Origin of the sequence: Flavobacterium melibiosi, assembly GCF_048158545.1 — a bacterium.
Lineage (GTDB): Bacteria > Bacteroidota > Bacteroidia > Flavobacteriales > Flavobacteriaceae > Flavobacterium > Flavobacterium melibiosi.
Genome location: NZ_JBLNKU010000010.1, coordinates 94,368 through 119,084, shown reverse-complemented (window position 1 = coordinate 119,084; position 24,717 = coordinate 94,368). Strand labels below are relative to the sequence as shown.

25 protein-coding genes are annotated in these 24,717 nt (G+C 32.6%); 16 read left to right on the top strand and 9 right to left on the bottom strand.

Annotation, left to right across the window (positions count from 1 at the left end):
* Positions 1-466 precede the first annotated feature (466 nt).
* The 8 genes from ACM55F_RS13085 to mtaB all read left to right on the top strand — a co-directional run bounded on the left by ACM55F_RS13085 (position 467) and on the right by mtaB (position 9,369).
* Positions 467-3,211 carry a class I SAM-dependent DNA methyltransferase gene (locus ACM55F_RS13085; protein ID WP_416854246.1) on the top strand — a complete coding sequence of 915 codons (2,745 nt, stop codon included), beginning with the start codon at positions 467-469 and terminating at the stop codon, positions 3,209-3,211.
* Between the two features lies 1 nt (position 3,212).
* Complete coding sequence (locus ACM55F_RS13080; protein ID WP_416854245.1) at positions 3,213-4,439, top strand: SIR2 family protein; 1,227 nt, start codon at positions 3,213-3,215, stop codon at positions 4,437-4,439.
* Positions 4,440-6,167 carry an ATP-binding protein gene (locus ACM55F_RS13075; protein ID WP_416854244.1) on the top strand — a complete coding sequence of 576 codons (1,728 nt, stop codon included), beginning with the start codon at positions 4,440-4,442 and terminating at the stop codon, positions 6,165-6,167.
* Positions 6,168-6,170: 3 nt separating this feature from the next.
* A complete protein-coding gene (locus ACM55F_RS13070) occupies positions 6,171-6,293 on the top strand; it encodes a hypothetical protein (protein WP_416854243.1) in 123 nt (40 codons plus the stop codon).
* A gap of 191 nt (positions 6,294-6,484) precedes the next feature.
* Positions 6,485-7,006, top strand: coding sequence for a hypothetical protein (locus ACM55F_RS13065; protein ID WP_416854242.1), 522 nt, complete (start codon positions 6,485-6,487; stop codon positions 7,004-7,006).
* A 52-nt stretch (positions 7,007-7,058) separates the two neighbouring features.
* Positions 7,059-7,481 carry a helix-turn-helix domain-containing protein gene (locus ACM55F_RS13060; protein WP_416854241.1) on the top strand — a complete coding sequence of 141 codons (423 nt, stop codon included), beginning with the start codon at positions 7,059-7,061 and terminating at the stop codon, positions 7,479-7,481.
* A 2-nt stretch (positions 7,482-7,483) separates the two neighbouring features.
* Positions 7,484-7,903 (top strand): hypothetical protein, encoded by a 420-nt coding sequence (locus ACM55F_RS13055; protein WP_416854239.1) that lies wholly within the window; start codon positions 7,484-7,486, stop codon positions 7,901-7,903.
* A 137-nt stretch (positions 7,904-8,040) separates the two neighbouring features.
* On the top strand, positions 8,041-9,369 hold the full coding sequence (mtaB, locus tag ACM55F_RS13050; RefSeq protein WP_416854238.1) for a tRNA (N(6)-L-threonylcarbamoyladenosine(37)-C(2))-methylthiotransferase MtaB: 1,329 nt from the start codon (positions 8,041-8,043) through the stop codon (positions 9,367-9,369).
* A gap of 310 nt (positions 9,370-9,679) precedes the next feature.
* Here mtaB and ACM55F_RS13045 read toward each other — a convergent pair whose 3' ends face one another.
* The 3 genes from ACM55F_RS13045 to ACM55F_RS13035 all read right to left on the bottom strand — a co-directional run bounded on the left by ACM55F_RS13045 (position 9,680) and on the right by ACM55F_RS13035 (position 12,012).
* On the bottom strand, positions 9,680-10,396 hold the full coding sequence (locus ACM55F_RS13045) for a 3-ketoacyl-ACP reductase (RefSeq protein ID WP_416854237.1): 717 nt from the start codon (positions 10,394-10,396) through the stop codon (positions 9,680-9,682).
* A gap of 88 nt (positions 10,397-10,484) precedes the next feature.
* Positions 10,485-10,811: a CPBP family intramembrane glutamic endopeptidase gene (locus tag ACM55F_RS13040; RefSeq protein ID WP_416854292.1), complete on the bottom strand. Its 327-nt coding sequence runs from the start codon at positions 10,809-10,811 to the stop codon at positions 10,485-10,487.
* 364 nt (positions 10,812-11,175) lie between these two features.
* Entirely contained in the window at positions 11,176-12,012 is an 837-nt protein-coding gene (locus ACM55F_RS13035) for a DUF6929 family protein (RefSeq protein WP_416854236.1), read from the bottom strand.
* A gap of 151 nt (positions 12,013-12,163) precedes the next feature.
* On the opposite strand from ACM55F_RS13035, the gene ACM55F_RS13030 reads away from it, so the two are divergent.
* Positions 12,164-13,042, top strand: coding sequence for a PPK2 family polyphosphate kinase (locus tag ACM55F_RS13030; protein ID WP_416854235.1), 879 nt, complete (start codon positions 12,164-12,166; stop codon positions 13,040-13,042).
* Between the two features lie 54 nt (positions 13,043-13,096).
* Here ACM55F_RS13030 and ACM55F_RS13025 read toward each other — a convergent pair whose 3' ends face one another.
* On the bottom strand, positions 13,097-13,633 hold the full coding sequence (locus tag ACM55F_RS13025; RefSeq protein ID WP_416854234.1) for a hypothetical protein: 537 nt from the start codon (positions 13,631-13,633) through the stop codon (positions 13,097-13,099).
* Positions 13,634-13,861: 228 nt separating this feature from the next.
* On the opposite strand from ACM55F_RS13025, the gene ACM55F_RS13020 reads away from it, so the two are divergent.
* The 4 genes from ACM55F_RS13020 to ACM55F_RS13005 all read left to right on the top strand — a co-directional run bounded on the left by ACM55F_RS13020 (position 13,862) and on the right by ACM55F_RS13005 (position 17,563).
* The gene (locus ACM55F_RS13020) at positions 13,862-15,241 is read left to right on the top strand and encodes an MATE family efflux transporter (RefSeq protein ID WP_416854233.1); all 1,380 of its coding nucleotides are present in this window, start codon (positions 13,862-13,864) and stop codon (positions 15,239-15,241) included.
* A 76-nt stretch (positions 15,242-15,317) separates the two neighbouring features.
* Entirely contained in the window at positions 15,318-16,226 is a 909-nt protein-coding gene (locus ACM55F_RS13015) for a prohibitin family protein (protein ID WP_416854232.1), read from the top strand.
* Between the two features lie 76 nt (positions 16,227-16,302).
* On the top strand, positions 16,303-16,533 hold the full coding sequence (locus ACM55F_RS13010) for a hypothetical protein (protein WP_039110009.1): 231 nt from the start codon (positions 16,303-16,305) through the stop codon (positions 16,531-16,533).
* 232 nt (positions 16,534-16,765) lie between these two features.
* On the top strand, positions 16,766-17,563 hold the full coding sequence (locus ACM55F_RS13005) for a hypothetical protein (RefSeq protein WP_416854231.1): 798 nt from the start codon (positions 16,766-16,768) through the stop codon (positions 17,561-17,563).
* 34 nt (positions 17,564-17,597) lie between these two features.
* Here the strand turns inward: ACM55F_RS13005 and meaB are convergent, their stop codons facing one another.
* The 3 genes from meaB to ACM55F_RS12990 all read right to left on the bottom strand — a co-directional run bounded on the left by meaB (position 17,598) and on the right by ACM55F_RS12990 (position 19,894).
* A complete protein-coding gene (gene meaB, locus ACM55F_RS13000) occupies positions 17,598-18,686 on the bottom strand; it encodes a methylmalonyl Co-A mutase-associated GTPase MeaB (protein WP_416854230.1) in 1,089 nt (362 codons plus the stop codon).
* A 95-nt stretch (positions 18,687-18,781) separates the two neighbouring features.
* Positions 18,782-19,429, bottom strand: a complete 648-nt coding sequence (locus ACM55F_RS12995; protein WP_416854229.1) for an NAD(P)-dependent oxidoreductase — start codon at positions 19,427-19,429, stop codon at positions 18,782-18,784.
* A 57-nt stretch (positions 19,430-19,486) separates the two neighbouring features.
* On the bottom strand, positions 19,487-19,894 hold the full coding sequence (locus tag ACM55F_RS12990; protein ID WP_416854228.1) for an Rrf2 family transcriptional regulator: 408 nt from the start codon (positions 19,892-19,894) through the stop codon (positions 19,487-19,489).
* A gap of 145 nt (positions 19,895-20,039) precedes the next feature.
* Between ACM55F_RS12990 and ACM55F_RS12985 the strand changes: the two genes are divergently transcribed.
* From ACM55F_RS12985 to ACM55F_RS12975, 3 genes are all read left to right on the top strand, one after another.
* On the top strand, positions 20,040-20,951 hold the full coding sequence (locus ACM55F_RS12985) for an AEC family transporter (RefSeq protein ID WP_416854227.1): 912 nt from the start codon (positions 20,040-20,042) through the stop codon (positions 20,949-20,951).
* Between the two features lie 27 nt (positions 20,952-20,978).
* Complete coding sequence (locus tag ACM55F_RS12980) at positions 20,979-22,205, top strand: MFS transporter (RefSeq protein WP_416854226.1); 1,227 nt, start codon at positions 20,979-20,981, stop codon at positions 22,203-22,205.
* 278 nt (positions 22,206-22,483) lie between these two features.
* Complete coding sequence (locus tag ACM55F_RS12975; protein WP_416854225.1) at positions 22,484-23,122, top strand: peroxiredoxin; 639 nt, start codon at positions 22,484-22,486, stop codon at positions 23,120-23,122.
* 92 nt (positions 23,123-23,214) lie between these two features.
* Here the strand turns inward: ACM55F_RS12975 and ACM55F_RS12970 are convergent, their stop codons facing one another.
* Complete coding sequence (locus ACM55F_RS12970) at positions 23,215-24,096, bottom strand: DMT family transporter (protein WP_416854223.1); 882 nt, start codon at positions 24,094-24,096, stop codon at positions 23,215-23,217.
* Between the two features lie 7 nt (positions 24,097-24,103).
* Positions 24,104-24,685 (bottom strand): GDP-mannose pyrophosphatase NudK, encoded by a 582-nt coding sequence (gene nudK, locus ACM55F_RS12965; protein WP_416849057.1) that lies wholly within the window; start codon positions 24,683-24,685, stop codon positions 24,104-24,106.
* Between the last annotated feature and the right edge of the window lie 32 nt (positions 24,686-24,717).

Here is a 24,717-nt window from a genome sequence, read left to right as displayed (position 1 = left end):
ATTGTCAATATTGAAAATAGAAAAATATTTATCTTTTAGACGTTGGGTTCAAAATAATATTTTCACTCAAAATTGTCTTAATTTTTCTTTTGAATTTTGGTGGTGGAAAAAATGGATTTGAGGGTTTAAACTATATGTTTTCAGAACAGTGTCGATTTTAAGGCAGAGTTTAGTTATCCATCTAAAACCCAATAGCATTTTTAGGTTTACTATTCCATTTTTCATTTTCGCAAAAAGAGAAGATTCTTTTGAAGTTGGGTTTTGGTTCATTTTATACGCTAACAAAAAATAAATCGCCATAATAACAAAAGTTTTAATGATAATTTGTGGTTTTACGGTTTTCCGTAAAATCATGAATTATTAAGTATTTACATTTGTTAATAATCAGGTATATCTACGTATAAATGATGGTGTTAAAATCATTTATATTTGGTAGGTTTGGGATATAACAAATTGCAATAATACTATGGCTTTAAGCTGGAATGAAATAAAAGACCGAGCATTACGATTTTCTAAAGAATGGGAAAATACTACTAATGAAGAAGCCGATGCTAAGTCTTTCTTAGATGCTTTTTTTGACGTCTTTGGTATCACCCGAAAAAAGATAGGAACCTTTGAACATAGAGTAAAAAAACTTTCTGATGCGGATGGTTATATTGACCTACTTTGGAAAGGAACGATACTTGTAGAAATGAAAAGCCGAGGAAAAAACCTGGACAAAGCTTTTCAACAAGCCATTGATTATACACATGGATTAAAACAAAACGAATTACCAAAATATGTTTTGGTGTGCGATTTTCATATTTTTAGATTGTATGACACCGAAGAACAAACTACTTTACAATTTACTTTAGATGAATTAGTTTTAAATGTGCAAAGTTTTGGCTCGTTATTAGGCTATCAAAAGAAAACCTATAAGGAACAAGACCCAGCCAATATAAAAGCTGCCGAATTGATGGGAAAACTGCATGACCGATTGGAGGAAATTGGATATGACGGACACCCGCTAGAAGTATATTTAGTTCGAATATTATTTTGCTTGTTTGCAGAAGACACGACCATTTTTGACAAACAACAGTTTCAAGATTACATAGAAAATAGAACTGCCGAAGATGGTAGCGATTTAGCTTCCAAAATTCAAGAACTGTTTCAAGTGTTGAATACACCCAAAGAAAAACGCTTTAAAAATCTTGATGAACAACTAGATGACTTCCCGTATGTAAATGGTAAGTTGTTTGAAGAAGTCTTACCTTCCGCAAGTTTTGATACCAAAATGCGATTGGCATTATTGGATTGCTGCTATATCGATTGGAGTAAAATATCACCTGCTATTTTTGGCTCGATGTTTCAAAGTGTGATGAACCCTAAAGAGCGCAGAAACTTAGGAGCGCATTACACCAGTGAAACTAATATTTTAAAATTAATTAAGCCTCTGTTTCTTGATGAACTATGGGCAGAGTTTGAAAGTATCAAAGGAAACAAAAATAAATTACCCGAATATCATAAAAAGATAAGTGAACTCAAATTTCTCGACCCAGCTTGTGGTTGTGGAAATTTTTTAGTCATTACGTATAGAGAGTTACGCTTGTTAGAAATTGAAATTCTAAGAGCGATGAATAAAAGTGGTACCGGTTTTCTTGATGTAAGAGAGATTATTTGGCTTGATGTTGATATGATGGGCGGTATTGAATACGAAGAGTTTCCTGCTCGTATTGCCGAAGTGGCCATGTGGCTGATGGATCATCAAATGAATATGATAATCAGTAATGAATTTGGGCAATATTTTGTGCGTTTACCATTAAAAAAATCAGCAAGAATTGTTCATGGAGATGCTTTAGAAACGGATTGGGAAGAAGTTGTTTCAAAAGACAAATTATCTTATATCATTGGAAATCCTCCTTTTATTGGTTCAAAAATAATGAGTCAATTCCAGAGAAATCAAATTGTAAAAGAATTTGATACTATTCCCGGATGTGGTGTTTTAGATTATGTCACAGGTTGGTATTTAAAAGCCGCTAAATACATTCAGAACACTACAATAAAAGTGGCTTTTGTTTCCACTAATTCTATTGTACAAGGAGAACAAACCAGTATACTTTGGGGGCAAATGCTAAATAAATATGCGATAAAAATTCATTTTGCACACCGTACTTTTAGATGGAGCAATGAAGCAAAAGGGAATGCGGCAGTATATTGTGTAATTGTTGGTTTTGCTAACTTTAATACTAATGACAAACGAATATTTGAATATGAGGATATTAAAGGGGAAGCTCACGAAATAAAAGCTAAAAACATTAATCCGTATTTAGTTGATGCAAAAGATGTCTTTATTGATAAAAGAAGAACTACGATATGTAATGTTCCACAAATAACATTTGGTAATATGCCAAATGATGGAGGTAATTTTTTTATTAAAGAAAACGAATATGAAAATTTAAAGACTTTAGAACCAAAGTCTCTTGAATATATAAAACCATTTTTGGGAGCTCAAGAATTTTTAAATGGTCAAAAAAAATTTTGTTATTGGTTCGTAGATGTTAATCCAAGTGATTGGAAATTAATGCCTATTGCTTATGCTAAAGTAAAAGAAGTTGAAAAATTAAGAAGTAATAGTAGTAGAGAAGCAACCCGAAAACTTGCAATTTTTCCTTCTCTATTTGCAGAAATTAGACAACCTAAAGATAATTTTATTCTAATACCAAGACACTCTTCAGAAAACCGAAAATATATTCCTCTCGGTTATTTTGATAGAAATAATATTGCTGGAGATACTTGTGCAACTGTTCCACATGCAACACTTTATCATTTTGGAGTTATTCAATCTTTAATGCATTTATCATGGATTAAAACTACTTGTGGTAGGATAAAAAGTGATTACAGATATTCTAATGAAATAGTTTACAACAACTATCCTTGGCCAGAAAATCCATCTGAAAAGCAAATAAAAAATATTGAAGAAAAAGCCCAAAAAGTTTTAGATGTTAGAGCATCATTTCCTACTAGTTCCTTAGCAGATTTATATAGTTCGTTAACAATGCCGCCTGCATTAGTAAAAGCGCATAATGAATTGGATAAAGCTGTTGATGCTTCTTATAGTAAACAAACCTTTACCAGTGAAGCGAAACGTATGGAGTTTTTGTTTGAGTTGTATGAGAAATATACGGCTGGGTTGTTTGTGAAGGAGAAGGGTAATAATGGTAAAAAGAAATAATATGATTATACTAAAAAATAAAAAGAAAAGTATTGAAATTGAATTAGATAAATCAAAAATTATTTCAGCAAATATTAATGGCGAAATAATTAAAGATGATAATCCAAAACTTGAATTATCTAATGGTAGTAGAAAAATGACTTTAGAAGAGTATGTGGAAAAAGAAAAACGAGACTTTTATACTAACCTACTCCAAAATCAGTATAGTGAAATAGAAAATATTGTTATTCTTTCAGGAGCAGGTTCTTCAGTTGAAATTGGAGAGATTAATAAAGGTTTAATAATGTCTGATTTATGGGCTGCATTTGAAAAAGAAAAAAAAACTGAATTAGATACATTAATCCAAGAAACGGGGTTTGATAGTACCAGTAAAAATTTGGAGTTACTTCTATCTGAAGCAGGAAAGTTTAATAGTGTTAAAAGAAATCTTGACAAAGAAATTTTAGAAGTAAAAAATTTTATTGTCGAGAAGTGTACTCTTAAATTACCCAATAATTCTCCTCATAGAAAATTTTTAGATAAAATTACATTAAGATCACAGAAATATCCAAGAGTCAAAATTTTTACTCTAAATTATGATACATTGTTTGAACAAGCTGCAAGAGAAAGTATGTTTACCGTTATTGATGGTTTTACATTTTCTAATCCTAGAGAGTTTAACGGAAAATATTTCGACTATGATATTATAGAAACGCGTCATAATAGGCAAGATAAAAAGGATAGTACAATTTCAAAACTTTTCTATCTTTATAAAATGCATGGCTCTTTGAGTTGGCAAAAAGTTGATAATAAAATTACTCAGGCTGATGAAAAAAGTATCAAAATTGATAATAGAGTAATGGTGTTTCCTCAGGACAGTAAATATGAGCACTCTTATGAACAACCTTATTTTGAAATGATGGCACGTTTTCAGCAAGCTTTGCGAACTGAAAACACATTATTGATTACAATAGGATTCAGTTTTATAGATAAGCATATATCATCAGTAATATTAGAGTCTTTAAAACAAAACCCTTCATTAAATCTAATAGCTTTTAGTTATCCAGAAGTTATTCCAAATGGTAATGAATATCAAAAAGAATTAAATACTATAGCTGAACATTATGAACATGTTACACTTGTTGCTGAAAAGTTTGAAGATTTAGCAAATGAATACCCTAAAAACAATGCACATAAAAGAAACGATATTATTGAAGAATTAGCTAAAGTTTTAAAATCAAAAAAGTAAATGAATCCATATTCAGAAAGTAGATTTATCGGTTTTGTCTCAATGGTTTCTCCATTACAAACAAAAGTTCATTTTCCATCTTCTGTATTATTAAAGAAATTTTTTAATGCAGACAAAGGGTATCATGCAATTACAGGAAAATATATTGTAATTGAAGGAACCGGAGTAGGTTTTTTGGGGAAAATAACTGAGATTGCTTTGCCTGAAAAAGAACGTTTTGAATTAACCGAAGCTAAATTTGAAAAAGAAGTTTTTCACCCAACAGGAAAAGTCGAAATTTTACTTTGCTTTGACAACTATAAACTAAAAGCAAAAAAGGGATTAGACCAATTGCCTCCAGTTAGTGCAAAAGTATATTTATGTTCAGATGAATTTTTAGGTTCATTACTTACTGAGTTTGGAGTTAAAGATGGCTTAAAACCAATTACAATTCCATTAGCTAGTTTACCCGATAATGAAAATCATAAAATAAATGTTTCTTCACAAGCCTTGTTTGGAAGACATTGCGCAGTAGTTGGAACTACAGGTGGTGGAAAAAGTTGGACAATTGCAAAACTAATTGAGCAAGTTGTTGAGCAAAATGGAAAAGCAATTTTAATTGATGCTACAGGGGAGTATGAAACATTAAAATCTTCTAACATAGAATACTATAAGTTTAATGAAATTTCAGATGATGGTATATATTTTAATTACAAAAAATTAAGAGAGACAGATTTATTTGCTCTTTTTAGGCCTTCTCAACAATCTCAATTGCCAAAGTTACAAGAGGCGATGAAGAGTTTAAGATTATTTGAAATTTTGAAAACAAAACAGCATGAAATTGGCGATGCAAGTGATGCAAAAATTATAGCTGAATTTTATAGGAAAAATATAGAGCATGATTATACAACTATAATTAAAAAAGGATTTAAAGAAGATTTAAATTATTTGTCAAGCTGTAAAAACAATCCTAAAGTTTATTCAAATAATTGTGAGTTTGAAGTTAAGGCTCTTTCATCTCAAATTTTAAACGAATGTATTTATGAAAATGGTACTGAAGATAAAACAGCAAAAAACAATTGTCAATCTTTAATTTCAAGAATATTATTAACCACAAATGACAAGTCTTTTTTAAATGTATTTGATTTCAAAAACGAACTTAATGCATTGTGTAAGAATGAATTTGAAGATGTTTTTGATAATTTCATAAAAAATAAATCAAATGTTTTAGTTCTTTCTGTTTCAAATGTTTCAACTGAAAATAAATTAAGAGAGATTTTAGTGAATTCAATTGGACGTTTTTTATTAGAAAAAGCTCTTGCTGAAAATTTTAAAGCTAGATCTAAAAAAAGTCTTTTGTTATTTTTAGATGAAGCACATTTGTTTTTAAATAAAAGAATAAAAGATGAATATTCAATAGAAGTAGAGTTAGATGCATTCGATAGAATCGCAAAAGAGTGTAGAAAGTTTGGTTTGTTCTTAGTTATTTCAACACAAATGCCACGAGATATTCCTAGAGGTGTTTTAAGTCAAATGGGAACTTTCATTGTTCATCGATTAATCAACCAACAAGACAGAGAAGCTATTGAGTTTGCTTGTTCGGATGCCAATAAAAGTGCTTTATCTTTTTTACCAATCCTAAGTTCTGGTGAAGCAATGCTTACTGGAGTTGATTTTCCAATGCCAATGATTTTGAAAATCACAGAGCCAAATATTAAACCCGATTCTAATACTCCAAGTGTTTTTTAAAAGATGAATAAAACACAACAAGCATTACCAATAGAACAAAACGAATATGTCAAAGACAACTTTGGTAAACACGTTTATATTCTTGATGTTGAAAGTGCTCAAAAACGTGATCCCGCATTCCGATAAAAAACAAATATTAATTTCGTATGAAATCTAAAAAGACACCCAAAAGCCTGATGTAGCAGATTTACAATCCGTTTTAGTAAAGGGATTTTCAAAAGAATGTTATTATATTCTTATTTCCTAACAATGTTAATTACTATTAAATTTCACTTATAAGTGAAATATTTATTTATCTTTGCACTCTCAATACAACTATGGAATGTACATTAGTAAAACTTGAAAACTTTAGTGGAACACATTCATCCATATATTCCGTGTATATTGAAGAGGAAGAAAAAACATTATTTGACAAATTCATTGAAGAGAATATTTCAGAGTATAACCTTGAAATAAAAGACATCGTTCAAAGACTACTTACTATTGGAAAGAAAACAGGAGCAAGAGAGCAGTTTTTCAAAACAAATGAAGGTGTTCCTGGAGACGGTGTTTGTGCGTTATATGATGATCCAAATTCTAAATTAAGATTATATTGTATTAGATATGGTAATGATATTGTTATTTTAGGTGGAGGTGGTTTTAAACCTAAAACAATAAGAGCATTACAAGAAGATAAAAAACTAGAAGCAGAAAATTATTTTTTAAGAGATCTTTCAAAAGAAATTACTCAAAGATTAAAAGATAAAGATATTACTAAGCCCAACTTTATGGATTTTGAAGGCGATTTAACCTTTAATTTTGAAGATTATGAAATCACCAAGATTCAGAAAAATAAATAAAAACGAAAAATGGGGATACCATATTCCAATAAAAAACAAATAGTAACTTCGTATGAAATCTAAAAACACACCCAAAACCTACAATAGCCCAATATTAGATTCTCTTATAGCAACTATTTCTAATGAAGAATTAGAAAGAACAGAGCGTAAAATGAGATTGGCAATTAAAATTGCAGATGCTATTGAAGCTACAGGCTTAAAAAAATCGGAATTTGCCAAAAAAATAAATAAGAACAATTCAGAAATAAGTAAATGGCTAAGCGGTACACATAATTTTACTACCGACACACTGTTGTTATTGGAAGATGTGTTGCCTATTAAATTGGTGAATTCAGAACTTAATGAAAAGATAGCCATAAAAAATGTGCATATTGAAGTAGCGTCATCTGGCGAACTTAAGAGAAGTTTTAATTTTTCCAGCTTGCTTAATTTTACAAAGCTAGATATATCGCATTCTTATTCATTAACAGCGTAAACATGGATATATCACAAAATATCAATTTTAGATTAAAGAACATCGAAATTGCTCAGTCGAGTTTAACTGCTATAGATTATGCACTTCCGGATGATGTTATTTTTAAATTCAATATCAATATAGAGCATTTGGTTAATATCGATCAAAATTTGATTGTTATTAAACCTATTGTTGCCATTTTTGTAGAAGATGAGAAATCTATTTTAGCTAATCTTTCGGTAAACTTGGTGTTCGAAATAGAAGATTTAGCAAGTTTTGCAATTGAAAAAGAAGTTAAATTGCCATCTGATATAATAATAGCTATGAATTCAATATCTATTTCAACACTTCGAGGTATTATGTTTTCGACACTTAAAGGTACTTATTTGCATAATGCTATTCTGCCAGTGATAGATCCTAAATCTTTTCATGTAAATAAATAAAAGATAACCCTGTGTGTAATTATTTTTTCAAAAGCGAATATCTTGACAAAATCCTGCGATACTATTAATTATAAATTTTTGTTCGTAAATTTGCGCACTCAATTTTTTGACAACGATTTCATTAATTGAGTTATCTTATGGAAAACAGAAAAAAAGTGGCTTTTTATACGCTTGGTTGCAAACTGAATTTTTCGGAAACTTCTACAATTGCCCGAAATCTTCAAGATGAAGGTTTTGATCGGGTAGATTTTGAGGAAGTGGCTGATATGTATGTGATTAATACGTGTTCGGTTACTGAAAATGCAGATAAGCAGTTCAAGCAAGTCGTGCGAAAAGCAATGAAATTGAATGATAAGGCATTTGTTGCAGCGGTAGGGTGTTATGCACAATTGAAACCGGAGGAATTAGCGGCAGTTGATGGCGTTGATTTAGTTCTTGGTGCAACTGAAAAATTTAAATTGGCTGATTATATCAATGATTTGTCCAAAAATGATTTTGGAGAAGTACATTCTTGTGAAATTGCTGAAGCCGATTTTTATGTGGGAAGTTATTCGATAGGAGACAGAACCCGTGCTTTCTTGAAAGTGCAGGATGGTTGCGATTATAAATGTACCTATTGTACGATTCCGTTAGCAAGAGGGATTTCGAGAAGTGATGAACTGGAAAATGTGTTGAAAAATGCATCTGAAATTTCGAAACAAAATATCAAAGAAATTGTTCTTACCGGTGTAAATATTGGGGATTACGGAAAAGGGGAATTTGGAAATAAAAAACACGAACATACATTTTTAGAATTGGTTCAGGAATTAGACAAAGTGGAAGGAATCGAAAGATTGCGAATTTCGTCTATTGAACCTAATTTATTAAAAAACGAAACGATTGAATTTGTATCGAAAAGTAGAACTTTTGTACCACATTTTCACATTCCGTTGCAATCCGGAAGTAATGATATTTTGAAGTTGATGAAACGTCGTTACCAACGCGAAGTATATACGGAACGAGTAAATAAGATTCGTGAAGTCATGCCGCATGCTTGTATTGGTGTGGATGTGATTGTTGGTTTTCCTGGTGAAACAGATGAACACTTCTTGGAAACCTATCATTTCCTGAATGATATGGATATTTCCTATTTGCATGTTTTCACCTATTCAGAACGGGATAATACAGAAGCGGCAGCAATGGAAGGTGTTGTTCCTGGAAATGTTCGGGCCAAGCGAAGTAAAATGATGCGTGGACTATCCGTTAAAAAACGCCGTGCCTTTTATGAAAGTCAATTGGGAACAAACAGAACTGTTTTGTTTGAAAGCGAAAATAAAGAAGGGTATATTCACGGTTTTACTGAAAACTATGTGAAAGTAAAAACACCTTGGAATCCAGAATTAGTAAATACATTACATGATATCAATTTAACAAAAATTGATGAAGATGGAAGTGTGCGAATGGAGTTCTTGAATGTTGAGGTTTAAAAAGATAGTTTTTTAGCACAAAGAATAGGTTCTGCTACGAATTTTTAGTCACTAATTTTTTCTCGTTTAATTTAAAGGAATTAACACAAACTCTATTTAACTCTTTTCAAATGTTTGGTTTAAGAATTCGAAATAGTTAATATGAGCTATAAAATCTGCTGAATCTACAAAATCTGCGTGAAAAATTTTTAGCACGCAGATTTTGTAGATTTTTGCAGATTTTTGTTTTGGACAATCTGTGTGTCTTGTCACTAATTTACGCGAACAGTTTTGTGTAAATTAGTGAAATTCGTGTTTAACCATTTTCTTATTACGGATTTGTTGACCAAATACTGCTGTTTTTGATAAATACGCGTCGGTTTAATTTGAGTTGCGCGATGATTAATTCGGCCATATCTTCTGCTTGCATGACTTTATCAGGATTGCCATCCGTCAAATTTAATTCTTTGGCCATGTCAGTGGCAACAGTGCTAGGCGTTAAAGCCGTTACACGAATATTATGTTTGCGAACTTCCTGCATTAACGATTCCGTTAATCCTAAAACAGCAAATTTAGAAGCACTATAAGCGCTCGTTAGCGCATTTCCACTTAATCCGGCTGTTGAAGAAATATTGATGATATCGCCAGTTTGTCTTTCAATCATATTTGGCAAAACGGCGCGTGTCACATAATAGGTTCCCATAAGGTTTACCTGTATGATGCGTTCCCAATCCGTTGGTTCTAATTCTAAGAATTTTCCAAAAGCGGCTATCCCGGCATTGTTGATTAAAATATCAATAGTTCCAAATTCAGCTAATGCTTTGGCAACGGCAGCGTTTACCGAATTAATATCAGCAACATCAGCGGTTATCGCCAGTGCTTTTACTCTTAAAGAACGTACTTTGGCAGCTACACTGTCTATTTCTTCCTGTGTTCGTGCTACTAAAATTATATTTACGCCTTCTTTGGCTAATGCCAAAGCGATTGCTTTTCCAATTCCTTTTCCTGCGCCGGTGATTAGGGCATTTTTATTTTTTAAATCTGTCATTTTATTCAAATTTGTAAGTTGTAAGCAAAGTTAAACTATTCACTTTTTTTTGAAGGAATCATAATGTGAAAAAAAGTATAATTTTATATTACTGTAATTGCGATGTTTTGTTGAGTAGAACTAATAAATCCCATAAGAAATGGCACATTATTAAAATTTTAATGTTTTTGTATTTTTTATAATGTAGAGCAAATACAAGTCCTATAAAAATGGGACCAATTATTTGTATTAGACTTCCGTAGCTATAATGTATAAGGCCGAAAAGAATACTTGATGTAAGGATTGCTACACGAGTGTTTTTTAGTAGTATTTCTAATCGGGGAATTAGGTATCCTCTAAAGATTAATTCTTCTGAAACTCCTGCAGTTATTGATGTAAATAGGATTAAAAAAATATTGTTTTTAAAAAGTTTCATGATTTCGTTCATCTTTTTACTATCAATATTTGAATCAGCTATTTTAAAAATAAAATAGACAACAAGCATTATCAGAAAAAGAGAAAGCATTAATTTAGCTACCGATTTTAAAAAAAAGTTCAGCGAATATTTTTCTTCAGGCCATAATAGAAAAGGCTGTTTTTCGATCTTAATGGAATACATATACAGTAAAAACAGACAAACCCAAATAGCTAATCTGGAGATAGAAAATGTTATTTGTTTACTAAAATTAGTGTGCTCTAATAATTGCAAAGATGCTGCGACAGTAAATAGAATTAGTAGTAAAAATAAAATCCCACCAATTAGGACTGATTTTTTAGTTGTTTTTAAATAGTCCGTCATTTTAAATTAAGTTGATTGTCAATTTGTAAATATTTGTTTCTAAAACTTCGGTGTCTTTGTCTTCACAAAGCAGGAATTCGATTTTTTCTTTTGAATTAGCGTATAAAGTCAATCCTTCGAATTTATGAGTACTGCTAATTTTTTGAGTGAAATCGATTTTCATGGTTTTCAGGTTGATTCTCCCAATAAGACTTCCTAAAACTTCACCATCATCATAAGTAGATTCGGTATCTTCGGCTGTGGCCAAAAAATAAATGCTGTCATCGACTAAAACGGCATCGGTAAAACTACTGCGTACTCCTTTTATTTTAGGGAGTTTGTATGCATTTGAAAGAATAGTAAAATCGTTAATCAGGTTTTTTCCTTCGATGGTGAAAAGGACATTCTTATTGGAACTTCCGTTGCCACGATTCAATAAAAACCAACTTTCGCCATTATATATGGCGCCTTCAATGTTGAAATCTTCGGGTTTTATTTCTCCAAAATTTTGCATGACCGCATATAAATCGGCGATGTCATTTGTAGCAATCACCTTTTTATCGCTGGAGTTGAGTTGTATCATTTTGTTCCTTTTTTCGGTGGAACCGGAGCCAAAAACATACAAACTATCACCAAAATAGGTTATGGCTTCAAAATCAGCTTTGTCTTTTTTTAGCGTGTTTTCTGTTGGGTTTTCTAATAACGGATGACGTTTTAAATTCTGGGAATCCATGTGGTATTCGTAAAGAAAACCGCTGTTGTCACCAATAATCAGTAGTGAATTGTCTTTGTAAATGAGTCCTGATGCTGAACCAATACCGATGATTTGAAATAATAATTCGAGTGTGAATTTTTCCATTGTATATGTTTTGAGAACGAGTGCCTAGCCCAGATAGCAGTGGAAATCCTTTTATTATTTTTCTTTAAAATAATAAAAGATTGCAACGAATAGCTGGAAAATGCTCCTTATAATTTGTTATATTTGAGTTTGCAAAGATAAAATATTTCTTATGAAGTCTATAAATCCCGATGATTTTAAAGTGATTGGCAAAATTGAATTGGCCAAAATCCCTACTAACTTGTTCAATGATTCCAGTGATGATGATAAAGAGGAAAAACTGGATAAAGTTCAGGCGAAATTGAGCGAGTTGCAGGATGTGATGTATGCACACAATCGATACGGCGTTTTGATTTGTTTGCAAGGCATGGACACATCGGGGAAGGATAGTCTGATTCGGGAGGTTTTTAAGGAATTTAATCCGCGTGGTGTTGAGGTGCATAGTTTTAAAACACCCAATTCTACGGAACTGGAACACGATTATTTGTGGAGACATTATTTGGCTTTGCCCGAGAAAGGGAAGTTTGCAGTTTTTAACAGAACGCATTATGAGAATGTTTTGGTTACCCGTGTGCATCCGGAATATATTATGAATGAAAATTTGCCGGGAATTGAAAATGTTTCAGCTATAACGCCACAGTTTTGGGAAGACCGATTGGAGCAAATCAATAATTTTGAAAAACACATCACGCAAAACGGAACCATTGTTTTGAAATTTTACTTTCACATGAGTAAGGAAGAGCAACGCAAACGCTTGCTACGCCGACTGGAAGAAGTAGAGCACCACTGGAAATTTTCACCCGGAGATTTGAAAGAGCGCGAGCATTGGGATGAATACATGCAGTATTATGAAGAGGCAATTAATAAAACCGCTACCGAAAATGCACCTTGGTATATCATTCCTGCTGACGATAAGGAAATGGCACGATATGTTGTCGCCAAAATTATCTGGGAAGAAATGCAAAAATATACCGATATCAAAGAACCGCAATTAGATGAGAAAGTAAAAGCTAATTTTGAAATGTATAAAGAGATGTTGAAGAAAGAATAGACCAAAAAAAATGCGCTGAATTTCAGCGCATTTTTTTATAGAATTATTTATGTTTTATAGTTTAAAACCATAAGCGATACGTAAAGCAATTTGATTTGTATCATATTCTGTGTATCCTTCATAACGTAAACTTACATCAATATCTTTACCAGCATATCCAATTCCTGGAGACCATAAGTAAGTATCTTGTTTGTGACCGTTTGTAACGGCGATTCCACCACCAACTTCACCTAAAACATAGAATTCGTCATTCCAAACGAAAGCTTTAAAACCTGCTTTTACAGGGATAAAACCTAAATCTTTAGTGTTCGTTAAATCTTGTGCATCTTTGTAATTAAATAAGTTTGTAAAACCAGTAGTTAATAAAAGTGAATATCTTTTAGTTAAATCATATTGACCTCTAACATCTGCACCTAATGACCAGTCGTAAACATCATTATTAGTTGGAACACCACCATTTATACCAACTCCTAAACGAAATCCTTGATCGTAATTTTTAACTTCTTTTGTTTCTTGAGCTTCAACATTGCTTGCGAATATTGCTGAGATTGCTAATACTAATACTGTTTTAATTTTTTCTGAAATTTTCATAATTGTAATATTTTGTTTAATAATTGTTTCATCATTTTGTTTTTTAATGATACAAAACGATGGTACAAAAGTAGTAGTAGTGTAACTCTGAAATGTTATAGAATTAATTGGTTTTGTTATAGAATTCCTCGTTTTGTTTAAAAAACCAATAAAAAAGAGGTGTTATATTTGCAATAGTATCGATGCAATTGAAACCTTCTAATTATCTTTGCCCAAAAAAGTATAAAAGTGAATTTATCTCAATATACCAAAGAGTTTTCTTATAATATTAAATTAGCATACCCTGTAATTTTAGGAATGCTCGGCCATACTTTGATTGGGATCGTAGATAATTTTATGGTTGGAAAATTGGGTTCTACGGAGTTGGCTGCCGTTTCTCTGGGTAACAGCTTTATATTCATTGCTTTGTCTTTAGGAATAGGGTTTTCGACAGCAATCACTCCATTAGTGGCTGAGGCTGACGCTGAAAAAGATGATCAAAAAATCCGTTCGACTTTTCATCATGGGTTGCTTTTATGCACGGTTTTAGGAGTTGCATTATTTATTCTGACGGTGCTCTCTAAACAAATTATGTATTTGATGCACCAACCCAAAGAAGTCGCTGATATGGCTGCTCCATATATTGATTGGGTTGCATTTTCTTTAATTCCGGTGATTATGTATCAGGGATACAAACAATTTGCAGATGGTTTAGCTAAAACAAAGTATTCGATGTATGCTATTTTCATGGCTAATGTTGTGCATGTATTTTTTAATTATGTACTGATTTACGGAATTTGGATTTTTCCAAAATTAGGAATTCTGGGGGCAGCATTAGGAACAGTACTATCAAGGGTAATGATGGTGGTTTTTATGCATTACCTAATGAAAAGAAATTCAGCGTTGAAAAAATATTTTAAGAATTTTAGTTTTAAAGAAATACGGAAATCAATTTTGAAAAAAATTATCAATCTTGGTTTGCCTTCAGCAATGCAAATGTTGTTTGAAGTAACTTTGTTTACCGCTGCGATTTGGCTTTCGGGTTCTTTAGGAAAAAATAGTCAGGCCGCCAATCAGATTGCACTTATTTTGGCATCCTCAACTTTTATGGTTGCAATGGGTTTAAGCGTTACTGCAATGATCCGAGTGAGCCATACTAAAGGAATGAACGATTATAAAAAATTGATTACTGTAGCGCGATCTATTTTTTTATTGGCAATTATATTAGAAACCTTTTTTGCGATAATCTTTGTGGTATTCCATAATTTTTTACCGCATTTGTTCTTAAATATGACGGATTCAGCTCAGATGCTGGATAACGAAGAAATCATCATTATAACTTCAAAATTACTCTTGATTGCAGCCATTTTCCAAATCTCGGATGGAATTCAAGTTGTTGTTTTGGGTGCATTACGCGGTTTACAAGATGTAAAAATTCCGATGTATATTACCTTTGTGGCGTATTGGGTTATTGGTTTTCCTATTTCCTATTATTTAGGAAAATACACTGAATTGAAAGCGGTTGGGATTTGGATAGGACTTTTGGCAGGATTAACAGCTGCCGCTTTATTTTTGTATATTCGCTTTGCGAGATTAACAAGAAAATTAGTTTTAAAGAATCATAATTAATAATGTTCTTACAATGTAACTTCTAATTTCTTTCCTCGTATAATAAGCATACAAACCTAACCAACCAAATAAAAAAATGATACTATTTATTATTCTTGGAATAATTTTATTGATTACAAGTTTTTCATTAAAAAGCAATGTAAATCCGTTTTCAAAATTTGCAAATGTTCTAAAAATTATTGGCGTTTTAGTAATTACTTTAGGGCTTTTTTCTTCGATGTTCAAACAGATTGATGCGGGAAAAGTGGGAGTTCAATCGCTATACGGAAGTGTGCAACCTGATGTTTTGGAAAGTGGATTGCATTTGATAAATCCATTGTTGGATGTAACTGATTTTGATATTCAAACTCAAAACTACACCATGTCAGCAGTTCATGGAGAAGGTGCTCAAGCAGGTGACGATGCGATTCGTGTTTTGTCAAATGACGGTCTGGAAGTGGTAATTGATTTGACCGTTTTATTCCGTGTTTCGCCAGAGTCAGCGCCGAAAATTTTCAAACAAATTGGTGTTGATTATTCCGATAAAATTGTTCGTCCCGTAACAAGAACCCGTATTCGTGACAACGCTGTTTATTATGATGCAGTCGCTTTATATTCTACCAAAAGAAACGAATTTCAACAACGAATTTTCAAAACAATAGAGGCTGATTTTAAAACCAGAGGATTGGTTTTAGAGCAATTGCTAATTAGAAATATCAATCTTCCTACTTCTGTAAAAACAACGATAGAAAGTAAAATAAATGCTGAACAAGACGCTCAAAAGATGACTTTTGTACTTCAAAAAGAAAAACAGGAAGCGGAACGAAAAAGAGTGGAAGCACAAGGTATTGCTGATTATCAAAGAATTATTTCTACTGGCTTATCAGATAAACAATTGCAATACGAACAAATAAAAGCACAAAAAGAACTGGCTGCTTCTCCTAATACTAAAATCATTTTTATGAATGGTAGAGGGAATACACCAGTTATACTTTCTGATAAATAGATTTTTTAAAAGTTTATTCGGTTATTTGTTTAATCGAATAAACAAAAACAACGATTAACCGATTAAACATAAAAAAATGGAATTACCAAAATTTTTACTAGGCGACAATACTGATTTTCCGGAAGATATTTTCATCATACACTTAGATTACCCAAGATTTATTATCAATCTAAAAGATGATGAGGTAGAGTTCATGGAAGAAGCAGAAGATCTTGATGAAGGCGAATTAAATGCTGAAATGGAAGGATTGATTGTTCTGGCGAATGAATTTTACGATAGGGAAATGGAGCGTTACGAAAAAGAGTAAGTTTATTTTTTAATTTTTTTCAAATAATATAAAAGCGATGCTAAAGATGAAATTTCATCATTTAGCATCGCTTTTTTTTGTTTAATTTTTTTATTATTGATTTTAAATATTATTAGTTAATTTTAATGGCTTAATTATAAGTTTGTTCTGTTAAATTTTTTTACTAAAATTGAGGGTAACAAAAATGGAACTTTATTGATATACTACTATAAACCATTAAATCTAAACTGTGATGAAAAATACAAAAACAATTTCAAAAGTTATTATTGTTTTGCTTTTATTGGCGCAAAATAGTTTTGCTCAATTAAAAAAATTAGATGCCTCTATAAAAGAGAAAAAAGTACAAAAAGATAATTCTTTAAATGGAATAGAAACAAAGGCAGCCCCAGAAACGATAGTCAATGCAAAAAGCAATATAAACAATATAAATGGAGGAATGCCAAATAGAATTTCGATGAATGTTACCGTTCCAAAACAGACTCAAGGAGCAACATTTGGCGAGAAAGTAAATGCGGGTAAAATAAATGTCATATTAACTGAAGGAGGTTGTGTCGTTTTATTTCCTTCTAATACAGGATACAAAGTTAATATAGCCAATAGTAACATTGTTGAATTGTCGAGAAATGAGAGTCTTGCTTTTGGCGAAAAAGTAAATCAAGGGTTACATGCTGCTGGAGGTGCATTATCACAAGGCGCTTCGTTATTGGGTGGTGCTTTGCCGGGTGGTGCTATTATTTCGGCAGCAGTTTCCAGTGTGGGTAATTTAGCAGGAGGTGCTGGGGGTGGTGCAGCTGCAGCTTCCTATGCAAGAACAGGAAAACTCGTTTGGAAAATGGAAGATAACGCAAGTGATTCTAAGTTGGAATTGTCAGAAGGTGATTTTGAATTAGCATTTGTTATAGTTGAAAAAGCGACTTCGGGTTTAAAAGACACCTTAAAAACTCAGGTTCGCGTTGGTTTTACCATAGAAAATGGGGTTTTAAAAACGAAACATGATACGGCTAAAAATTCCGTGGGTAATATTCGTTAAAAAATATTATTCCTATAATTTGAAGTATTCGAGACTAAAATTTAAAATATTTTTCCAATAATAATTGAGCGGCTGCAAAGGGTGAAATCTCATCATTTTGCACCGCTTTTTTAGTTGAATCCAATAATTGGTGAATTTTGGGATGATTGTAAAAATTCAATTTCAACTGTTCGTTGATGGTCTCTAACATCCAATATTGGTTTTGTTCTTTTCGTTTTTCAAAGAAATAATTGTTCTCTTTTGTCAGTTCCAGAAATTGGGCAATAGTTTTCCAAACAGCGCTAATTCCTTCATGAGTAATTGCACTACAAGTTGAAGTGGTAGGAATCCAACCTGATTTTTTAGCAGGAAAAAGATGCAAAGCTCTATTGAATTCTACTTTAGCTAAGTTGGCTTTTCTAATATTATCGCCATCGGCTTTATTGATTACGATAGCATCTGCCATTTCCATAATGCCGCGTTTGATACCTTGCAATTCATCACCGGCGCCTGAAATTTTTAACAGTAAAAAAAAATCTGCCATACTGTGAACCGCAGTTTCGCTTTGACCAACTCCCACTGTTTCAATAATAATAGTGTCAAACCCGCAAGCTTCACAAAGCGTAATTGTTTCTCTGGTTTTTCGGGCAACACCACCCAATGTTTCTCCAGAGGCAGAAGGACGAATAAAAGCATTTTCATCTTTAACCAATTCTTCCATTCGGGTTTTGTCACCTAAAATACTTCCATGCGAAATGGTGCTACTGGGATCAACGGCGAGAACTGCCACTTTTTTTCCTAAACTGGTCAAGTGTTTTCCAAAAGCTTCAATAAAGGTGCTTTTTCCAACACCGGGAACTCCAGTTATACCTATTCTTATTGATTTATTAGCATGAGGTAAACAAGCATCTATAACTTCGTTGGCTTTCGCCAAATGATCGCTATTTGTGCTTTCAACTAGCGTAATTGCTCGACTCAGCGCCGTTATATTTCCTGCTAAAATCCCCTCAACCAATTCTTTTGGGGAAGGTTGGATTTTTCTGAATTTTTTGATATGCGCAACAGCGATTGGACTGATAATCTCTGGGGGAGAAATTCCAGGTTTTTCGTGTAAGGCGCTAGGATGCTGTTTTTTATTCGACAAAATTTTTTATTTGAAGAGTAAAAGTAGTGAAAACAAAAACAGTTTCAAAAAGCAATTGCCTTATGAAACTGTTTTATTAAGAATTTGGATATGAATTAGTATGCTGCTGTAAAACGAACTTGATGATGTTTTGGATTTTCAGCTTCATCAGCAATAACAACTGCTAAATCTTCCACAGACAAAATGCTTCTTTGATTTTCATCAAAAACTGGAGTGTCTAATCCCAAACGGTATTTTCCGGTTCGTCCTGTAGTAATTCCTTGGTGCATTTCAAAAGCCGGACTGAAGAAAGCCCAATCCAACTCTTTTTCATCTTTAATAATGTTCAAATAATCCCTTGCTGCTGTCGCTCCGGCATGATATTCTTTTGGAAAATCGGGGGTATCTACCGCTTGTAAATTGGGAGCGACAAATAAACTTCCTCCGCCACCAATGGTAATAAATCGTTTCACACCTGATTTTTTAACCGCTTCCTGAATCGCTTTCGATCCTTCAAGAAAATCGGTATATAAATTTGGATTGGTCCATCCGGCACTGAAAGCATTTATTACCACATCATTTCCGGCAATAATCTTAGACAGTTCTTCAACGTTATTGATGTCTGCTTTCTTCCATTTGATGGTTGCGTTTCCATCATTTTTAGGATTTCTTGCTATAGCCGTAATTTCGTGATTTCGATTTACTAATTCATTTAAAATAGCGGAACCTACAAATCCTGTGGCTCCAATAATTGCGATTTTCATAATGGTATGTATTTAAAAGTAATAAAAAATGTTACAGTTTAATTCAAAAAAATAGTTTTAAAATTTATTCGAAAAATCTTCCAATGAAATGCCGCTTAATTGCAAGCTGATTTTTTCGTTGATGTTTTCATATAAATTTTCTAAATTTTCATTGATTTTCTTTCCTACAAGGCAATCTGGATTGGGTTTGTTTTTTGAGAAACCTAAATTTACCGTGTCAAAAGTCATTTTAAAAATGGCATCTAATGAAATATCTGAAGCAGATTTCAGCAATTTCGTTCCTCCATTTTTACCTTCTTTACTTTCTACAATATTGTTTTTCTTCAGGTTTGCTATTTCCTTTCTTACTAAAACTGGATGTAAATTCATGCTTCCCGCTATAAATTCAGAAGATAAATAGTCCTCTGGAAATTTAGAAAGTAAAGTAAGGATATGGATTGTTATTGCAAATTTACCTGAAATCATACTGTAATAAAATATATTACAAATTTACGAGTAAAATTGAAATAAGCAAGTTTTTTATTTTTTTAACATAATGGAAAAATCAAAATGGTGATTTCCTTCTTTTCTAAATAAATTTAAATAGTATTTTTGCATTCAATTCTACACTATGAATAACATTATCCTAATCTTCGTTTGTCTATTTCTTGGAATCGTATTGCAAAAAGTGAATCGTTTTCCGTCCAATGCGTACAAGATTTTAAATAATGTGGTTATTTATATCTGTCTTCCTGCTTTGGCCTTGTATTATATCCCTAAAATAGAATGGGATAATAAGCTGTTGTTTCCTATTGGTGTAACTTGGATTGGTTTTACAGTTTCGTATTTGTTTTTTAGCTTTTTAGGAAATAGGTTTGGATGGTCAAAAAAACTTACAGGTTGTTTGATTATAACTGCCGGTTTGGGAAATACTTCCTTTTTAGGTTTTCCAATTATCCAAGCTTTATATGGTGAAGAAGGTTTAAAAACTGCCATTCTGGTTGATCAGCCGGGCACTTTTGTGGTGCTTTCGACATTGGGAATTCTTGTAGCCACATTATTCTCTAGTGGAAGCCCAAGCGGATTTCATATCGCAAAAAAAATACTGTTCTTTCCTCCATTTATCACTTTTCTGCTGGCTTGTTTAATGAATGTGTTCAATTTTGATTTTCACGAATATATTCAGTTCGGCTTGCAAAAAGTGGGAAGTATAATGACTCCTTTGGCCATGCTTTCTGTTGGATTACAATTACGATTTGATAGGAAAAGCCAACATTGGAAATTTTTGGGATTGGGACTTTTGTATAAATTAATATTGACTCCGGCTTTAATCTATTTATTGTATGTCGTAATTTTAGACCAAAATTCAAAAACGATTCAGGTATCTATCATGGAAGCTGCTATGGCTCCAATGATTACAGCAAGTATTTTGGCTACTTCACATGGTTTAAAACCCAGATTGAGTAGTATGATGATTGGTTTTGGAATACCATTGTCATTCGTAACATTAGTGTTTTGGTATTTTGTGACACAGTTTATTTAATTTTTAGACCCTTTTTATTAGTAGCATATGAATATTTCCTCAGCAACAGCGTCACAAACCATCAACGCCCCAATTGTTCAAAAAACAGTTTATTCAGTTTTATTTTCAATAGCTTTTGCTCATTTGTTAAATGATTTAATGCAATCAGTTATTCCTTCGACCTATCCAATATTAAAAGAGAATTTTAATCTTAGTTTCACTCAAATTGGATTAATAACATTCGTTTTCCAACTTACAGCTTCAATTCTACAGCCTTTCATAGGTTTTTATACGGATAAATATCCAAAACCATATTCTTTAGTAATTGCGATGTTATTTACTATCACTGGATTGGGATTTTTATCGATTTCAACTTCTTTTTGGATGTTGTTGGTGTCAGTTGCATTTGTGGGAATTGGTTCTTCCATATTTCATCCGGAAGCATCTCGTGTTGCTTATTTAGGGTCAGGAGGAAAGCGAGGTTTGGCACAATCTATTTTCCAATTAGGAGGAAATTCAGGAAGTGCAATTGGTCCTTTATTAGTAGCACTGGTTGTTGCTCCTTATGGACAATCGAATATAATATGGTTTGTAATAGGGGGAATTTTGGGAATCATTATTTTGTCCCAAATCGCGCTGTGGTATCAAAATCATTTGAATCTTCGAGCTGCAAAAAAAATAGTCACTGAAGAGGATGCTGTTCCATTGTCCAAAAGAAAAATTAATATAGCATTAGCAGTTTTATTGTTGTTAATATTTTCCAAGTTTTTCTATATGGCGAGTATGTCAAGTTATTTTACTTTTTATCTGATGCATAAATTTGGGTTGACAATACAAGAATCGCAGTTTCATTTGTTTCTGTTTTTAGCTTCGGTAGCTGCAGGAACATTAATAGGTGGGCCTTTAGGAGATCGTTTTGGCAGAAAGTATATCATTTGGATTTCGATACTTGGAGCTGCACCATTCACTTTATTATTGCCTTATGCTGATTTATTTTGGACAGGAGTATTATCGGTTATCATTGGAATTGTTATCGCTTCAGCGTTTTCAGCAATTTTAGTTTTTGCGCAAGAATTAATGCCAGGAAAAGTCGGAATGATTTCGGGACTGTTTTTTGGTTTTGCCTTTGGTATGGGAGGTTTAGGTTCGGCAATTTTGGGTTATGTGGCAGATCAAACCAGTATTGAATACGTTTATAAATTAAGTTCTTTTCTGCCGCTTATTGGCGTTTTTACTTATTTCTTGCCCAATATGAAAAAGAATATTCCTTCTTAAGCTATTTGTTTTTTTGGAGCTTTTTCCCGCTATCTGTTACAATCTTTATAGCAGTAAACCTTCCAGGATTTACTGCTATAAAGGATTTTCACTTTTATCGGGGCTAGGGATTTCGGTCTCAAAAATGTTTTTTGGGTACCTAGATGTTTTTTGTAACAGAGAATAATCTTCAGCTTCCTCTTGTTAAATTTTTATTACAATTTTAAGATTTCTTTTAATTTTTATTACTCTTAATTCAATAACTTAGGACTGTTAATAATCAAAAAAAAGAAATTATTATGGCAACACTACGATTAGGCGATATTGCTCCGGATTTTGAAGCAGAAACTACACAAGGAAAGATAAAATTTCATGAATGGTTAGGAGATTCTTGGGGTGTATTATTTTCGCATCCTGCTGATTTTACCCCAGTTTGCACCACTGAATTAGGGACTGTGGCTAATTATTATCCTGAATTTGTAAAGAGAAATGTAAAAGTAATCGCATTAAGCGTTGACGGATTAGATTCTCATATGGAATGGATTAAAGATATCAATGAAACGCAAAATACAACGGTTAACTTTCCCATTATTGCTGACGAAGACAAACATGTAGCACAATTGTATGATATGATTCATCCTAATGCAAATGAAAGTTTTACAGTTCGTTCGGTTTTTATAATTGGACCTGACAGAAAAATAAAATTAACATTGACTTATCCAGCCTCAACCGGAAGAAATTTTGATGAATTACTTCGGGTAATTGATAGTTTACAGCTGACAGCACATTATAGCGTTGCAACACCGGCAAACTGGAAAGATGGAGAAAAAGTAGTTATTTCAACAGCGGTTAAAGATGAAGATATTGCCGCTAAATTTCCAAAAGGATATGAAAGAGTAAAACCATATTTAAGAATGACTCCGCAACCTAATAAGTAATTGTTTTTCTAGGATAAGACTTTAGCATAAAAAAAGTGCAATGAAAATAGGTTCATTGCACTTTTTGTTTTTATAAAAGAGATTAAAAATAGTTACTTCCTATTGGTTATCAATAAACCGGTAATAATGATTCCCATGCTTATAATTTGAGTGATCACAATAGCCTGACCCAGAAAAAAATAAGCTAAAATTCCACTGAAGACCGGAATTAAATAATAGATTAATGCTGTTTTTGAGGTGCCTATCAAGCGAATCGCTTCGTTCCACAAATAATAAGAAACAAGTGAAGCAAAAATGCCGACATAAGTGGTTGCTAATACTGTTTTAGTATCAAAAATTACTTTTTTATAAAATAAATGTTCCCAAATATAAAACGGAAGAAGGAAAATTGTGCCAATAACAAAGACACTAAATAAAAATACTTTTGCGGTTAACTCATCTGGTTTTTGTCGAACTAGTATCGTATAATAGGCAAAAAAGAAACAGGCCACGAGCATCAACAAATCCCCAATTGTAAAGTTGATATGCAGCAATGCTTCTAGAGACCCTTTGGTAATAAGAACCAAAACTCCTGTAATTATGGTTACAATTCCAACTATTTTTATAGTGGACACTTTCTCTTTAAAAATAATTCTGGAGAGAACAACAATAAATAACGGTATCGAAATGGCTATTAATGATAAATTGACCGCGCTTGTTGTTTTTCCTGCAAAGTAAATTAGCGTATTAAAAATAGTGATGCCTAACACCGCTGTACCCATGAGATACAGAATGTGTTTCTTTATAATGGTAAAACTTTCGACGGTACTTTTAATCGCAAATGGGGCCAAAACAATACAAGCGATTGTCCAGCGCCAAAAAGCCAGTCCAATAGGAGGAATATGGCCTTTAATGCCGCTGGCAATTACCATATTTACAGACCAAAGTAAAGTGGCTAATAAAGCGAAAAACGCTCCTTTAGTTTGATTGCTCATCGTTAAATTAAACGAGATTTTTTATTTTTGCATATTGTAACAACATGATTGTCTTGGCATCTTTTATTTCCCCTGATTCAATCATGGCGTAAGCTTCGTCATAGGTCATTTCTAAGACATCTATATTTTCCTCTTCATGTTCAACTCCGCCACCGTCACTGACTTTCATGGATTCATCGTATTCTCCAACGAACAAATATAAAATTTCAGTTACTGCTCCAGGAGACATATACGTTTCCATTATTTTGTCAACTTTAGTAATACGGTATCCGGTTTCTTCTTCGGTTTCTCGAATGATGCATTGCTCTGGATGGTCTTCGTCCAAAAGTCCTGCGCAAACCTCAATCATCATTCCGGTTTCATTTCCGTTAAGGTAACTTGGCAAGCGGAACTGTCGGGTTAGAATAACAGTTTTTTGTTGGGTGTTGTATAGTAAAATGGCAGCACCGTTTCCTCGATCATAAACTTCTCTTTTTTGGGTAATCCAAGAGTCGTCTTTTTTTTGATAATCAAAAGTTACTTTGTTTAAAATGTACCAATTATCAGAAAGTAATTCGGTTTTTTGTATTTTAATAGCTGGATTTTTCATTCGTTGGGATTGGTTTATGAACTAAAAAAAAC

Bases quoted from the DNA above. Each gene is read 5' to 3' on its own strand.
- ACM55F_RS13085 (WP_416854246.1), top strand. From the start codon at position 467: ATGGCTTTAAGCTGGAATGAAATAAAAGACCGAGCATTACGATTTTCT.
- ACM55F_RS13080 (WP_416854245.1), top strand. From the start codon at position 3,213: ATGATTATACTAAAAAATAAAAAGAAAAGTATTGAAATTGAATTAGAT.
- ACM55F_RS13075 (WP_416854244.1), top strand. From the start codon at position 4,440: ATGAATCCATATTCAGAAAGTAGATTTATCGGTTTTGTCTCAATGGTT.
- ACM55F_RS13070 (WP_416854243.1), top strand. From the start codon at position 6,171: ATGAATAAAACACAACAAGCATTACCAATAGAACAAAACGAATATGTC.
- ACM55F_RS13065 (WP_416854242.1), top strand. From the start codon at position 6,485: ATGGAATGTACATTAGTAAAACTTGAAAACTTTAGTGGAACACATTCA.
- ACM55F_RS13060 (WP_416854241.1), top strand. From the start codon at position 7,059: ATGAAATCTAAAAACACACCCAAAACCTACAATAGCCCAATATTAGAT.
- ACM55F_RS13055 (WP_416854239.1), top strand. From the start codon at position 7,484: ATGGATATATCACAAAATATCAATTTTAGATTAAAGAACATCGAAATT.
- mtaB (WP_416854238.1), top strand. From the start codon at position 8,041: ATGGAAAACAGAAAAAAAGTGGCTTTTTATACGCTTGGTTGCAAACTG.
- ACM55F_RS13045 (WP_416854237.1), bottom strand. From the start codon at position 10,396: ATGACAGATTTAAAAAATAAAAATGCCCTAATCACCGGCGCAGGAAAA.
- ACM55F_RS13040 (WP_416854292.1), bottom strand. From the start codon at position 10,811: ATGAAACTTTTTAAAAACAATATTTTTTTAATCCTATTTACATCAATA.
- ACM55F_RS13035 (WP_416854236.1), bottom strand. From the start codon at position 12,012: ATGGAAAAATTCACACTCGAATTATTATTTCAAATCATCGGTATTGGT.
- ACM55F_RS13030 (WP_416854235.1), top strand. From the start codon at position 12,164: ATGAAGTCTATAAATCCCGATGATTTTAAAGTGATTGGCAAAATTGAA.
- ACM55F_RS13025 (WP_416854234.1), bottom strand. From the start codon at position 13,633: ATGAAAATTTCAGAAAAAATTAAAACAGTATTAGTATTAGCAATCTCA.
- ACM55F_RS13015 (WP_416854232.1), top strand. From the start codon at position 15,318: ATGATACTATTTATTATTCTTGGAATAATTTTATTGATTACAAGTTTT.
- ACM55F_RS13010 (WP_039110009.1), top strand. From the start codon at position 16,303: ATGGAATTACCAAAATTTTTACTAGGCGACAATACTGATTTTCCGGAA.
- ACM55F_RS13005 (WP_416854231.1), top strand. From the start codon at position 16,766: ATGAAAAATACAAAAACAATTTCAAAAGTTATTATTGTTTTGCTTTTA.
- ACM55F_RS12995 (WP_416854229.1), bottom strand. From the start codon at position 19,429: ATGAAAATCGCAATTATTGGAGCCACAGGATTTGTAGGTTCCGCTATT.
- ACM55F_RS12990 (WP_416854228.1), bottom strand. From the start codon at position 19,894: ATGATTTCAGGTAAATTTGCAATAACAATCCATATCCTTACTTTACTT.
- ACM55F_RS12985 (WP_416854227.1), top strand. From the start codon at position 20,040: ATGAATAACATTATCCTAATCTTCGTTTGTCTATTTCTTGGAATCGTA.
- ACM55F_RS12980 (WP_416854226.1), top strand. From the start codon at position 20,979: ATGAATATTTCCTCAGCAACAGCGTCACAAACCATCAACGCCCCAATT.
- ACM55F_RS12975 (WP_416854225.1), top strand. From the start codon at position 22,484: ATGGCAACACTACGATTAGGCGATATTGCTCCGGATTTTGAAGCAGAA.
- ACM55F_RS12970 (WP_416854223.1), bottom strand. From the start codon at position 24,096: ATGAGCAATCAAACTAAAGGAGCGTTTTTCGCTTTATTAGCCACTTTA.
- nudK (WP_416849057.1), bottom strand. From the start codon at position 24,685: ATGAAAAATCCAGCTATTAAAATACAAAAAACCGAATTACTTTCTGAT.